Annotated in this window: 11 protein-coding genes; 1 reads left to right on the top strand and 10 read right to left on the bottom strand. The window is 49.9% G+C overall.

Annotated elements, in window-relative coordinates; all coding sequences use genetic code 11:
* Window positions 1–25 precede the first annotated feature (25 nt).
* The 4 genes from ABMB67_RS00055 to spoVK all read right to left on the bottom strand — a co-directional run bounded on the left by ABMB67_RS00055 (window position 26) and on the right by spoVK (window position 4796).
* A complete protein-coding gene (locus tag ABMB67_RS00055) occupies window positions 26–1288 on the bottom strand; it encodes a methionine gamma-lyase family protein (protein WP_354570727.1) in 1263 nt (420 codons plus the stop codon).
* Between the two features lie 6 nt (window positions 1289–1294).
* Window positions 1295–2566 carry a GTPase HflX gene (gene hflX, locus ABMB67_RS00050; RefSeq protein WP_354570726.1) on the bottom strand — a complete coding sequence of 424 codons (1272 nt, stop codon included), beginning with the start codon at window positions 2564–2566 and terminating at the stop codon, window positions 1295–1297.
* Window positions 2567–2666: 100 nt separating this feature from the next.
* Window positions 2667–3680: a glycosyltransferase family protein gene (locus ABMB67_RS00045; protein ID WP_354570725.1), complete on the bottom strand. Its 1014-nt coding sequence runs from the start codon at window positions 3678–3680 to the stop codon at window positions 2667–2669.
* A gap of 162 nt (window positions 3681–3842) precedes the next feature.
* Window positions 3843–4796, bottom strand: coding sequence for a stage V sporulation protein K (gene spoVK / locus ABMB67_RS00040; RefSeq protein WP_354570724.1), 954 nt, complete (start codon window positions 4794–4796; stop codon window positions 3843–3845).
* A gap of 435 nt (window positions 4797–5231) precedes the next feature.
* Between spoVK and ABMB67_RS00035 the strand changes: the two genes are divergently transcribed.
* Window positions 5232–6224, top strand: coding sequence for a tyrosine-type recombinase/integrase (locus tag ABMB67_RS00035; RefSeq protein WP_251222092.1), 993 nt, complete (start codon window positions 5232–5234; stop codon window positions 6222–6224).
* 196 nt (window positions 6225–6420) lie between these two features.
* On the opposite strand, the gene hfq is transcribed toward ABMB67_RS00035, so the two are convergent.
* From hfq to ABMB67_RS00005, 6 genes are all read right to left on the bottom strand, one after another.
* Window positions 6421–6663: an RNA chaperone Hfq gene (hfq, locus tag ABMB67_RS00030; protein WP_251194064.1), complete on the bottom strand. Its 243-nt coding sequence runs from the start codon at window positions 6661–6663 to the stop codon at window positions 6421–6423.
* Window positions 6664–6693: 30 nt separating this feature from the next.
* Complete coding sequence (gene miaA, locus ABMB67_RS00025) at window positions 6694–7638, bottom strand: tRNA (adenosine(37)-N6)-dimethylallyltransferase MiaA (RefSeq protein ID WP_354570723.1); 945 nt, start codon at window positions 7636–7638, stop codon at window positions 6694–6696.
* Between the two features lie 24 nt (window positions 7639–7662).
* Window positions 7663–8460 carry a class I SAM-dependent methyltransferase gene (locus ABMB67_RS00020; RefSeq protein ID WP_354570722.1) on the bottom strand — a complete coding sequence of 266 codons (798 nt, stop codon included), beginning with the start codon at window positions 8458–8460 and terminating at the stop codon, window positions 7663–7665.
* Between the two features lie 21 nt (window positions 8461–8481).
* The gene (gene mutL, locus ABMB67_RS00015) at window positions 8482–10386 is read right to left on the bottom strand and encodes a DNA mismatch repair endonuclease MutL (RefSeq protein ID WP_251222089.1); all 1905 of its coding nucleotides are present in this window, start codon (window positions 10384–10386) and stop codon (window positions 8482–8484) included.
* Window positions 10387–10416: 30 nt separating this feature from the next.
* The gene (mutS, locus tag ABMB67_RS00010) at window positions 10417–13026 is read right to left on the bottom strand and encodes a DNA mismatch repair protein MutS (RefSeq protein WP_354570721.1); all 2610 of its coding nucleotides are present in this window, start codon (window positions 13024–13026) and stop codon (window positions 10417–10419) included.
* A gap of 139 nt (window positions 13027–13165) precedes the next feature.
* On the bottom strand, window positions 13166–13738 hold the full coding sequence (locus tag ABMB67_RS00005; protein WP_251222087.1) for an outer spore coat protein CotE: 573 nt from the start codon (window positions 13736–13738) through the stop codon (window positions 13166–13168).
* Window positions 13739–14090: the final 352 nt, after the last annotated feature.

The raw sequence follows: 14090 nt of genomic DNA, 5'->3' as shown, positions 1-14090 counted from the left end.
CATTCTTTACATAACACGACGCCTGCTAGTCGATTTTGTGTTCGATTATCGAATCAATCGCCTGCAGTACGGCAATTTTTACATGCTCATACGTCAGCCCGCCTTGTATGTACGCGACATATGGAGGGCGGATCGGTCCGTCCGCAGTCAGTTCAATGCTCGCTCCTTGAATAAAGGTCCCGGCCGCCATAATGACTTTGTCCTGATAACCCGGCATCGGACTTGGCTGCGGCGAGACGTGGGCGTTTACGGGCGAAGCGGCCTGGATTGCCTGACAGAATGTAATCATTTTTTCCGCTGTTGGAAAGGTGACCGATTGAATCAGGTCGGTCCGCCTTGTTTGCCAGCTCGGTGTCGTTTCCATCCCAAGCGCTTCTAATGCCGCAGCGGTGAAAACAGCGCCTTTTACCGCTTGCGAGACGACATGGGGCGCAAGGAAAAAGCCCTGGTACATCTCAAGCAAACTGTACAAACTCGCCCCGCCTTCCGCGCCAATTCCCGGAGCCGCGAGTCGATAAGAAGCAAGCTCGATCAGCTCCTGCTTGCCAACGAGGTAGCCTCCTGTCTTTACGATGCCACCGCCTGGATTTTTAATAAGCGAGCCGGCGATAATGTCAGCGCCAACATCACACGGCTCCTTCGTTTCAACAAATTCGCCGTAGCAATTATCAACGAAAATAATCGCGTCTTTCTTTAAGCTGCGAATAAAGCTGATCATCTGTTCGATTTGGCTGATCGTAAAAGAGGGGCGGTTGCCGTAGCCTTTTGAGCGCTGAATGCCGATGACCTTCGTTTTGTTGCTTAGTGCTTCTTTAATTCGTTGTTCGTCGATCCAGCCGGACTCCAGTAATGGAATCGCGTCATACTCAATTTGAAAATCCTTGAGCGAGCCTTTTCCGTTTCCGCGAATGCCGACGATTTCCTCCAGCGTGTCATACGGCTTTCCTGTAATATACAAAAGCTCGTCCCCCGGCCGCAATAGTCCAAATAAAGCCGTCGCAATCGCATGCGTCCCTGAAATAATCTGCGGGCGGACAAGCGCCGCCTCGCCTCCAAATACATCTGCATAAATCGCCTCAAGCGTATCACGCCCGCTATCATCATACCCGTATCCGGTTGACGGAGTAAAATGAAAATCAGCGACTTGATGCTCGCGAAAAGAACGCATCACTTTTGCCTGATTTTCACAGGCGATTGCTTCTATTTCCTGATGGTGGGCATGAATGTTTCTTTCAATCGTTTCCGTTAGTTCTTTCAGCTGCTTTTGATGTTGCAATTGACTATACATGTTCTGTTATTCCTCATCTTTCATCCGATTCCGTAATTCTTGACCTAATGCCGTATGCTGGCTAACATAGCCACTTACCTCGTATCGCTCCTCCGCTTCATCCCACTGCTGGACACTGCGCAATGTTTCCTGTTTGCAGCGCGCAAGTAAACGTCCCTCGTCAGGAGAAAGCATGACTCGATAAGGCATGAGCTGCTCAACAAGCTTTTCTTCAATGACGTGCTTTAATTCAGTCACATCTTCCTGATCAAATGCGCTGACCTCAACCGAATCCTCTGTTCGCGTCGGAAAGAAATCCGCGACTTGCTCGTCGGCTTTATTATACACCAACAGCTGCGGAATCTTATCCGCCCCCAGTTCTTCGACTAACGTCTTCACCGTGCGCTCATGCTGGAGGTAATCCGGATTGGAACTGTCGACGACATGCAGAAGCAAATGAGCGTGCTGCAGCTCTTCCAATGTTGAGCGAAAAGCGGCGACAAGCGTCGTAGGAAGATCTTGGATAAAACCGACCGTATCGGATAAAAGCACCTGCAGGCCGCTTGGCAAAACAAACTGTCTTGTCGTTGGATCAAGCGTCGCAAAAAGCTGATTTTCCTCCAGTGTATCCGCCGCTGTCAGGCGGTTTAACAGTGTCGACTTTCCGGCATTCGTATAGCCGACAATCGCGATTTGCAATACCTCATTCTGTTTTCGCCGTTCGCGGTAGCGCTGGCGATGACCAACGACGGCTTCCAGCTGATGCTTGATCTCATCCATCCGGCGACGGATATGTCTGCGATCGGATTCTAATTGGGTTTCCCCCGGTCCTTTTGAGCCGATCCCCCCACCTTGCCGTGAAAGGGCCAGCCCTTGTCCAGCCAAGCGTGGCAATAAATACGACAACTGTGCCAGCTCAACCTGCAGCTTCCCTTCTCTCGATTGGGCCCGCGCGGCGAATATATCCAAAATTAACTGCGTGCGATCAATGATCGTCACCTTTGTGCGAACGTGCATATTGCGCACCTGACTTGGTGACAGTTCATCATTAAAGACGATCGTATCAGCCTGCTTTTCTTCAATTAATGTGATAATTTCATCGACCTTTCCCCGGCCAATGTAAGTGGAGGGTTCGACCTTCTGCCGTTTTTGCGTCACGGTCGCGACGACAGTCCCCTTTGCTGTTTTCACGAGGCTTGCTAATTCATCCAACGAACGAGCAAAGCTGTCATCATCCTCGGTAAATTGACAGCCGACTAAAATAACTTTTTCCGTTTCCCTTTGCTGGACTTCCTGCACACTACTCCACATCCTTCAGCTAGTCTTCCATTTAGTATGGACAATCATTGTTCATCTTACCATGAAACGGCAGCAGAAGGAGAGAGCAGTGGCGAGTTGATTAACCGATTTGACATTTTTCCTTAATCGCTTCAATCATCTGTTTCGCTCTTTGCTCAATCGTATGGTGCCGGTGAATAAATTCATAGCCTGCCTGACTAATCCGCTTTCGTTCTGCGTCGTTTTTTAAATAGTACTCGGTTTTTTCATAAAATGTATCGACGGTGCAGGCAACATAATGAACCTGGTCGACAAAACCGAGCTCTGCAATTTCCTGATTCGTTTCAGCCAATAGTAATGTTTTGCAGGCAAGCGCTTCAAAAAACTTCAGTACCGCCACTCCTCCTGCCCTGCTGCGGCTCCCACATGTATAAAAGATTTTGGCCCGATTTAATTCGCGCGCATAGCGTTCATTGACCAAAATCTCCTCATCGCCTGATAAAGCGACGACTCGATGGCCCGGGTGAGGCTGATAAACAAAGCCTGGTTCTGTTCGCATTCTTTCAAATACGGCATCACGAAACGCATATCTTCCCTTTACAGGCATTGCTTTTGGAGCTTTGTCAGCGGGCAAATGACTTTTGTCTTCAATATAAACGAGCCCCATTAATAAGGAATCAATAGCTTTCTTTTCTTTCCAATCCTTCATCACAGCTGGATTGATTGCCCACGGCCACCAGCAAAGCCGCTCACTGTATTGGGGAAACCTGTGTAAAAACGGGTGCTTCGTCGCGGAAAAAATAATATCGACTTTGTTTTCGTCGAAATAGTTCCGCCGCTCCTCCGGTTTCCAATCAACATCAATCACATAGCACCCTTTAGGGATATCGATTTGACCCAGGCCCGTGATCTTTGGCGCTAAACCGAAATTCCAAGCGATGTCGTAGTGAAAAATAAAATCCGGCTGAAAATCCAAACGGGCTAAAATTTCCTCGATATCTCCCTCTTCATGCCAGTACTTTACATCGGCGTATTTCTCGAGAGCGCGGATCATATCCATCTTCGGCCGGTGTTTTATATAAACCCAAATCTTGTTGATTAAGACGAGTATTTTCACCTTTCGTGCCTCGCTCATTTCTTTTCACCCCTTTTTGCTTCCATATTTTATTTCTATGTAAAACTTGGCTTACCGCTGTAGACATTCAGGAAAGAATTCAAAAACAGGCAGGAAGTCATGCTTGTCCATGTAAAAAAACAGGACCGCCAGCTCTCCGGCAATCCTGCTTTAACAGCCCCCTCACGTCAGCTTGACATGAGACGAATGAAATTGAAAATCCTCGCGTTTAATTTGCGTCAGCGCCTCCCGGTCATAGCGCTGCTCCCTCAATAAGCGCACCGCCTGGAGGCGTATCGCTTCCTCGATGATATTGCGAATATAGCGGCCGTTACTGAACGTTCGCTCCTGCTCCTGACTAATTTTGCGCAAATGCTCCTTAACGTGATAAGCGCCGTCCTTAGACAGCTCATACTCCCGCTCTTCCAGCATGCGGTGCACCATTTCCATCAGCTGGTCGGTCGTATAATTCGGAAAGTCAATCGCGATCGGAAAGCGGGAAGGCAGTCCGGGATTTAAAGAAAGAAAGTAGTCCATCTCGCGCGAATAGCCGGCGAGAATCAGGACGAAATCATGCTGATGATCCTCCATCGCTTTCACTAACGTATCAATCGCTTCCTTGCCAAAGTCCTTCTCGCCCCCCCTGGCGAGAGAATATGCTTCATCAATAAACAGAACCCCGCCGTTGGCTTTTTTCAGGACATCCCGGGTTTTTTGCGCCGTGTGACCGATGTATTCCCCGACAAGATCAGCCCGCTCTACTTCAATAAAGTGGCCTTTCGTCAGCACCTCCATTTCAAAGAGAAAAGAAGCGATAATCCGGGCAACTGTCGTCTTACCCGTTCCAGGGTTTCCTTTAAAAATCATGTGCAGCACTTGCTTGTTTGTCTTTAACCCTTTTTCTTTTCGGCATTGGTTAATATAAAGCCAGGCGTATATTTCCTTAATCAGCCGCTTTACTTGCTCAAGCCCGACATACTGACCTAGCTCCTGCTCAAATTTCAGTAAAATTTCATGCTGCTCTCTTTCCTCTTTTGATTGAAAAAACGGCTCAATTTGATCGTTCGTGTCGATCGTTCTATGATTGAGCACAACATTGATGCGCCCACGTTTTCTTGTCTGTGCTGGGTTATTCATGCTGTCACCCCTTCGCTCCATCTACAGCGTAAGACAAATAGCTTCTTTTACAATATACGCAAAAATGGGCGAACATGTGAGTAATGATTGAAAAAGCGCTGACGGTTTTTCTTAGAAGCGGCGCGCGAAGCCGTTACCATCTTTTGAGGAGGTCTGAAAGTGGGGGTTTTTCAGACAGACGCGTAACGGGCAGAGCCGACGCCCTTCTTTGATTAGGCTTTCCAACTCGCTTGAAACCACGAAAAGGGGACTCTTGAATTTTATAAATTCTTATCTTTTAAGAAAAGTGGCAAGCCGCCCTTTCCCTTTCTTAGAAACAATGTGCGCAGCCGTTACAAGAAGGTGGACGTTTTTCTGAAAATGAGAAAAGCCGACACCTTCTCTTTCCAAAAAGAGGAGCTGATAGTACACTTAAAAGGGAGAGGAGGGAGGCATGTGACGATAGAGCTCGCCCACTATATGGAAGAGTATTTACAGTATCTTGCGTTTCAAGGAAGGAAACCGTCAACCCTGAAGCGTTACCGTTATGATCTGCTCGATTTTTGCAGCTGGATCAGGACAACGAGGGCGGACAAGCTGCCCCTTGAACAAAAGGAAGTCAGTGCTGCCGAACTGGAACTGTTTTTCAATGAGCTTCTGTATGAGCGCCGCTATCACACCCGGACGATTCGCCGTATTCACAGCGTCTTACGCCAGCTCGCCCGCTATGAGGCAAGTCTCGGCCGTTCGCATTTACGCCCTGTGCTTGAGCTGGAACCGCCGAATCTGGCGGAAACCCCTCTCGGCGAGGATGAGTGGCTGACAGCGAAAGAAAAAAGCCAGCTCTTACACACCCTCTCCTCCGAGCGCGGTCTGTCCGAGCAACAGCTGGAAACCTTCCCTTTTTATCGCGAACGCAATCAATTGATCGTCCTGCTGATGCTGAAATATGGCTTATCCCTGCGCGAGGTTCATCACCTCTCGATCCGTGATGTCAAATTTGAAGCGAACGACATCCTCGTCCGTTACGAGGAGCCGTCGCGCCGGCTGACGCTTGAAGATGGAGATAAACAGCTCGCTTACCGCTATTTCCAAACGATTCCCGAACCGGTGCGGCCACGCTACCATAGTACCGATCCTTTCTTTGTCGCGTTTGATTTCAAACGAAAGACCTTTCACTGGTCCTATGACGATGACGAGCCGAAGCGGATGACGGTGATCGCCATGCAGAAAATGCTGCGGATGGAAGTCAAGCGGGCCGGGCTGCGCAAAGGAATCAGTGCCCAAACATTGCGAAACACCTATATATTGGAACAGCTCCGCCAAGGGATGACGAGCGACGAATTGATCAGCCGAATCGGCTATACGTCCCCTCTCTCGTTGAAGCGTTATTTACAAACCGTCGAGGAAATGTCGAGAAAGAAAAAAGAAACCGTCTCAGAAGGGTAATACTACCTTTTGAGACGGTCACTGAAAAGCCCTTGCCATGAGCAAGGCGTGCAAAATCAGCACTACATAACGAAAAAAGGGAAGCCAGACAGTTGAGACAGCTTTTAACCGGCGTCGAAACTTCCTTTACAAAAGAAGCTTGCTTCCGGCAGGTGTTCAAAGGAAGCATGCCGCCTTTTGGCATACTCCTTTTATGTTAAAGAGTTGAGTCTGCTTCAGACTTCAACTGGACATTGCGTTGAGGAGCAAACGTTGAAATCGCATGCTTGTAAACAAGCTGTTGCTTTCCTTCCGTTTCCAAAATGACCGTAAAGTTGTCAAATCCTTTGACCTGTCCGCGCAGCTGAAAGCCATTTAATAAAAACACGGTTACGGCAATATTATCTTTTCGCAATTGATTTAAAAACTGGTCTTGAATATTGATAGGTTGTTGTTTCATCGGATTGTCCTCCTCTAATTGGCTCTCTCTTTACTTCGCTATCGAAGAATTATTTCCTTCAACAAATGTACAAATTTCGTGAAAAACTTGATCTGTTAAACCAGCCGTCATATCAAACCAGCTCGCTTCTGATTTGTTGCGAAACCATGTCAGCTGCCGCTTGGCATAGCGCCGTGAATTTTGCTTCAGCGTCTCAACCGCTTCATCAAACGGGCAATCTCCGTCAAAGTAAGCAAACAGCTCCTTATAGCCGATTGCCTGAACGGCTTGGCCCGTTCTAAGCCCCGTATCATAAAGCCGCCTTGCTTCCTCGACCAGCCCATCCGCGATCATCCGGTCAACCCGTAGATTGATCCGCCTGTAAAGCAGCTCCCGCTCCATCGTCAGCCCGATATAGGTCAGCTCATAAGGCGAATCGTGACGCCGTTCGTCCTGCTGCTGGGCTGAAAACGGTATGCCGGTCACCTTCGTTACTTCGAGTGCGCGGATGACACGTCTGACGTTGTTCGGATGAATCAGCTCCGCTGCACGGGCATCGGCCTTGCGCAAACGCTCGTGCAACGCTTCTTTACCGTGAGCTTCAGCAAACGCCTCCAGCTGCTTGCGGTAAGCTTCGTCGACCGGCAGCGTTTCAAGCTGGTAGCCTTTTGTGACGGCATTAACATACAAGCCGGTGCCACCGACGAGAAACGGCAGGCGGCCCGCGGCATTAATCTGCTCAATCAGCGGCTCGCAGCGTTCCTTGAACTCGGCGACGGAAAACGGCTCCGACGGGTCCTTGATATCAATCAGATGGTGCGGCACGCCTTCCTGCTCGGCTGTCGACACTTTTGCCGTGCCGATGTCAAGCCCTTTGTACACCTGCATCGAATCACCGCTGATCACTTCGCCGTTATATTTATGGCATAGCTTGATGCTGAGTGCTGTTTTTCCAACGGCAGTCGGACCTACTATGACAACTAGCTTCTTTTTCATCATCTTCTCCCTGTTTGTCAAAATTCAAACGTGCTTCGTGTCACTTTTTCTTTTTTCAATGTAACCGTAATGAAAAGCAGCATGCTGCCTTTTGCATACACGGAAAGAAAAGCGGGCGAACCGGCTGCTCTGCCAATGATCCTTCAGTACAACGCGAAAGCGGCTCACCCGAAGGGCCTCTTCGACCACAGCCTCTGTCAGCTCGTCATGACAGGCAAAGGGCTTCAGTGCGCTGATCCCGCTTGAAGCCGGCAAATGCGTTTCAAACATCGGATCGAAATAGACGACGTCAACCGATTGATCGGGGAGGGTACGTAAATAGTCGAGATGATGAACAGCAACAACGTCGACTTCTCTCATCGCCGAGAGCATCTCCCCGCTCCCTTCCTGCCAATGTCTCAGTCCTTCGGCAACAATCAAAGCGAGGACGGGATTCGCTTCAAGTCCTGTCACCGAGCCTTCCCGTCCAACGGCGACCTTGGCGACAAGACTGTCAGCAGCCAGTCCAAGCGTACAATCAAGCACGCTCATCCCCGGCCGCAGGCCCGCCGCCTCAACGAGCGGATCATGCCCGGAGCGAAGCAGCTGCTTGACGCGAAACATCGCCGAATTAGGATGATAATAAAACGGTTCTCCACCTTCTTGCGGATAAAGGGTCAGCCTTTGCTTTCCGACGACGAGCACATCTGTCCGGTAGCGCTTCGTCAAGTCCTCGACCGAGCTTTTTCCCCGGCCGATAAATGGACTGTTCAGCTTACGACCGATCTGTTCGGCTTTTTCGCTGACATGTCTCGCATTTCTCTCCACGGTAGTGACAATCATCGCCTGACTCCATTCCTTTCCTTACATCACTCGCTTAAACATTTTTTCCAACGCATAGGTCGAGAAATGGACGATGATCGGCCGTCCGTGCGGGCATGTAAATGGATCCTGACATGCTCTCAGCGCTTCAAGCAACGCAAACATTTCATCCTGGCGCAAATGCCGGTTCGCTTTAATCGCCGCTTTGCAGGACATCATAATCGCCGCTTCCTCGCGCAGCTTGGCGATGTCGACCTTGCGATGCGTCAGCAAATAATCGATAATTTCCCGGATCGTCTCTTCCTCTGCTCCTTTTGGGAGCCACGTCGGATGAGACCTGATAATAAACGCCTGTGTGCCGAATATTTCAAGAAAAACCCCGACCTCGGCCAACGCCTCTTTATGCTCCGTTAAAATTTCCTTTTCCTGAGCAGTGCATTCGAGCGTAATCGGCAAAAGCAGCTCCTGAACCTGCGGCGTAATGTCACCGACTTTGTCGCGATAATATTCATATTTAATCCGTTCCTGAGCGGCGTGCTGATCGATCAAATACATCCCTGTATCATTTTGCGCGACGATGTAGGTCCCATGCATTTGTCCAACCGGATATAAAACCGGCACGCGCTCCTGTGCTTCCGGCGTGACAGCTTCTTCTTCGCTGCTCATTGCCTGCTGAGGCGGGGCGGAAGGCGCTTCAACGAATTCTTCCTCCTCTGCGTGGACAGCTGCTTCCGTCTGCTGCTCTTCCACTTCTGAATAAAGCGCTGGCGGGGGAGCAGGCGTTTCGCGCACGGCTTCCGCCTGATGGCGTTCCGGCGCCGGGGCTTCGCCGTTCAGTTGAGCCTGCTGCGCCTGAGTTGGTGCTTCAGGCTGCTTGTAGTCAAGCTGAAGCGCGAGCTGCTCACTTTGCTTCGACGGAGTAACTTCACTGCGTCTGTTCAGATCAGCTGCGGGTATCAGCTGCTCCTTTTGCCAGATGGCACGGATCGTTTTTGTTAAAAGTTCGCCCAGCTCTTCCTCTTTACTTAAGCGCACCTCAAGCTTCGCCGGATGGACGTTGACATCAATCAGCTGCGGATCCATCGAAATCGCGACAACGGCAATTGGATACCGGCCAATTGGCAGAAGCGTATGGTAGCCGTCCTGAATCGCCCGCGCCAGTGCATAATTGCGGATAAAACGGCCGTTTACAAAGATCGACATATATTGACGTGAAGCCCTTGTCAGCTCCGGCAATCCGGCATATCCTTCGATCGTGTAATCAAGTGATTCTCCGGAGAACGGGCGCATGCTGCGGGCGACATTCCGTCCATAAATCGCCGCCACTACTTGTTTTAAGTCACCATTCCCTGCTGTTTTCAGCATTTCCTTTTGATTGTGATAGCATTCAAAGGCGACATCCGGATGGGCGAGGGCCAGCCGATTGACGATATCGCTAATGTTGCCCGCTTCTGTATGAACGGTTTTGACATACTTCAGCCGAGCCGGTGTATTGTAAAATAAATTCGTCACCGTAATGTCGGTCCCTTTTCGAGCCGGGGCCGCTTTTTTATGCTTGATCACGCCGCCCTCAAGCCGCAGCTCCACGCCCGCGCCTTCGCCCGTGCTCGTCTGCAACGTCAGATGGGAGACAGAGGCGATACTCGGCAGCGCTTCGCCGCGAAAGCCGAGGCTTTTAATCTGAAACAAATCGCGATCTGTTTTGATTTTGCTCGTCGCATGACGCAAAAACGCTGTTTCCACGTCTGCTTCTGGTATGCCTTCCCCATTATCGACAACGCGTAGCGAGCTCAAGCCGCCCTCTTCAATTTCAATCAAAATATGTGTACTGCCAGCGTCAAGCGAGTTTTCAACGAGTTCCTTCACGATCGAAGCGGGTCGCTCGACAACTTCCCCGGCGGCGATTTTGTTCGCAAGGGCATCATCGAGCTTGATAATTTTCGCCATCTCTCCCTCTCCTCTCTTGTTTTCCCTCTATTACTTTAATAAACGTTGCATCTCGTTTACAAAACTGATCGCTTCAATTGGCGTCATATGAAGAACATCCTTCTCACGCAGCTGCTTTAACACCGCTTCTTCCTTCTCAGCATGGCGTGACGGCTTGCGCTTTCGTTCCGTCGTCGCCGCTGTTTCCTCGATTGCCGCTTCCGCGAACAAAGACAGCTGTTCACCAACTTGCTGAGGCGACGGCCTCTGCCATGCTTGTCCACCGTCCTTTTCCAGCTCCCGCAGCAGGTCGTCCGCCCTTGAGATGACCTCTTCCGGCAGCTCGGCCAATTGCGCGACATAAATCCCGTAGCTACGATCCGCCTGTCCATCGACCACCTTATGCAAAAATACGACCGTTCCATCCTCTTCCACTGCGGAGACATGGACATTTGTCAAATGCTCAAGTGAGCTTTCAAGCGCGGTCAGTTCATGATAATGCGTTGAAAACAGCGTCTTTGCCCGCAGATGATCATGAATGTATTCAATGATCGCCTGAGCGAGAGCCATCCCGTCATAGGTTGACGTGCCGCGCCCGATTTCATCGAGCAGAAGCAGACTGTTTTCCGTCGCTTTCGTCAGCGCATACCGTGTTTCCAGCATTTCAACCATGAATGTGCTTTGCCCGCTCGCTAAATCGTCAGCGGCGCCGATTCTCGTAAACATCTGGTCAAAAACCGGCAATTCCGCCTGATCGGCCGGGACAAAGCAGCCGATTTGCGCCATGATGCTCAAAAGAGCAAGCTGACGCATATACGTGCTCTTCCCGGCCATGTTCGGCCCGGTAATGAGCAGCATTTCACGGCCTTCCTCCATCATGACATCATTGGCGACATACTGCCCTTTCGGAATCACCGTTTCGACGACAGGATGCCGTCCGGCGACGATATGAATGCGACGGTCCGGTGAAAATTGCGGCCGCGTATAGCGCCGTGTTTCACTGACAGCGGCAAAGCCAGCAAGAGCGTCGATTTCACTGATCGCCCGGGCCAGCGCCTGAATCGCGGTAACGTACTGCTTCGCTTCTTCGCGGACAGCGACGAACAGTTCATATTCCAGCTGCTCCATTTTTTCTTCCGCTTCTAAAATAAGCGCTTCTTTTTCCTTCAGTTCAGGGGTAATAAAGCGCTCGGCATTCGTCAATGTCTGCTTACGCTCGTAGCGCCCTTCCGGAAGCAGGTGAAGGTTCGCTCTCGTCACTTCAATATAGTAGCCGAAGACGCGGTTAAAGCCGATTTTCAGCGACTTCACCCCGGTCTCGCGCTTTTCTTTCTGCTCCAGCTCGGCGATCCACTGCTTGCCGTTTTTGCTTGCATCGCGATAGGAATCGAGCTCCTGATGAAAGCCGTCGCGGATCATCCCGCCTTCGGTGACGGAAATCGGCGGATCATCGACGAGGCTCGTTTCGAGTAAATCAACGAGCTTTTCAATGAATTCATCCTCACGGAACCAGCGCGCTGCCAGCTTTGGATCAATCGCTGTAATCGTCTGCTTGATCAGCGGAATACTTTGCAAGGAGCGCTTCAGCTGAACAAGCTCTCTCGCATTGACGCTTCCGTAGGCGATCCGGCCGGAAAGTCGTTCCAGATCATAAACATAGCGCAGCTGCTCGCGCAGTTCCTCACGCTCGAAGTAGGCAGAAATAAACGCTGACACGACATCCAGCCGTTCTTCAATCGCTTCCTTTTGCAGCAACGGCCGCTCAAGCCAGCTTTTCACAAGCCGCCCGCCCATCGCTGTCACTGTCTGATCAATCACGGCGAGCAGCGAACCGGCCTTCTTTTTCTCCCGCAGCGATTCCGTTAATTCGAGATTGCGGCGCGTGTGGGTGTCCATTTTCATAAACGAATTCGTCGCATAATAGCGGACCCGCTGCAAATGAGCAAGGGAGCGCTTTTGCGTGCGGATTAAATAGTTTACGAGTCTTGCGACACTTTGAACGAGCTTGTCCGAAGACAGCTCCGTGCACAGGTCGGCATACTCCGGCTCAAGCTCGGTTTTCTCCTCGACGGAGATCGTAAGCGGCCATTTCTCCTCCAGCCGTTTGTGTAAGTCAGGCGAGAAGTCGGCAGCAACGACGAGCTCCTTCGCCTGGGCGCCGGTAATATCGGCGATCACTTCCTCAAAATCTGCGATCAGCGTCACCGCGCATTCACCGGTCGTTAAATCAGCGCGGGAAAGGCCGAATGTTTGATCGTCAAAGCAAGTCAACGCGACTAAATAATTGTTTTCTTTTTCTTTAATTTGATTGCCGTCCATCACCGTGCCCGGCGTCAGCAGCTTGACGACCTCGCGCTTGACGACGCCTTTTGCTTCCTTCGGGTCCTCGACCTGCTCGCAGATCGCGATTTTATAGCCTTTTTCAATCAGGCGGGATATGTATTGATCGGCTGAGTGATAGGGAACGCCGCACATCGGAATTCGTTCCTCACCCTGCCCCTGGCCACGGCCGGTTAACGTAATTTCCAGCTCTTCGGCTGCCAGCTTGGCATCTTCATAGAACATTTCATAAAAATCACCAAGGCGAAAAAATAAAAAGGCATCTTTATATTGAGCCTTTATCTCCAAGTATTGCTTCATCATTGGGGTTAGCTGTGCCATCTTCGTTCCTCCACGTTCCATGATCAGTGATTTTTATTATAACATAGCTGGAACGATTCTTACATCCGCGGTGGATTCTTCGCGGCTTTTAAAAAAAGAACTGACTCAAGTTCGTCGACTTTTGAGTCAGTCCGTTTGATTAATTTTCAAATTCCTTATGGAGAAAGTTCGGGTCGAGGTTCTCGTATTCCTCGTCGCTTACTTCGTCGACGTAGTCATCCTCGGTAAACTCTTCAAGTAAGCCGTCCGGATTGACCGCTACGGCCACCTTTGTTTCTCCGATACATTCGACGATAAATTCCCGTTCCACCTGTACTTCAACGTTAGCTCCGTTTTTCGAAATCGTCGCTTCCAGTGTATTTGGCTGTTGAACGGCGCGGGCAATCACGTCCATCTCCGCTGATAATACGTTCTCATCTCTCATTGAAAGTGCAATGACATCTGTATACGTGACCGTCTGTGTGGCGACATCCGTCTTTGTATTCTTATTGTAGGAAAACCACACATTAATATCGTAGCTGCCTTTTACCTCTACGTTTTCACCTTTTTTCTCAGCACTGTATTTATGGTTAATGATCCAGCAGCCAAGAATGCTTGACGGTTTATGTGCAGGGGTAATCGTATGAGTCGTTTCAGAGAATTTACGACCCTTTCCACATACCGCTTTTGTAATAATCTCACGATAGTTAAACCCATTTTCTGTCTGAGACATGAAACTAAACCCTCCTCTTTCTCATATCATCGTCATACGCACGGCACGGCTTACGCCTAAGCGGTTCGTCAAAATCTTCACTGTCATCCTATGCAGGGCGAATAACCAATGTGCATGAAACTAGATCATGAAAACAAAATCCTATCTGTAACACGATATGCCTTGAGCGAAGGGTTTAGTACAGAAAAAAGACAAAGAGAGCCTGAAGCAAAAGGTTTGCATTGATATGCTCCCCTTTCGGTAGACAGATGAAAAAGAAAAAATCTGTTGATCGAAAGGGGAGTATTTTTATGGGTCAGAAGAGGTTTCCCATTGAAGTAAAAGTAGAAGCGCTTCAGGTATTGGAGGAAGG

Origin of the sequence: Halalkalibacter oceani, assembly GCF_040544555.1 — a bacterium.
GTDB lineage: Bacteria > Bacillota > Bacilli > Bacillales > Bacillaceae_D > Halalkalibacter > Halalkalibacter oceani.
Note: the sequence above shows the minus strand (reverse complement) of the source record. Positions and strands in the feature narration are given on the sequence as shown.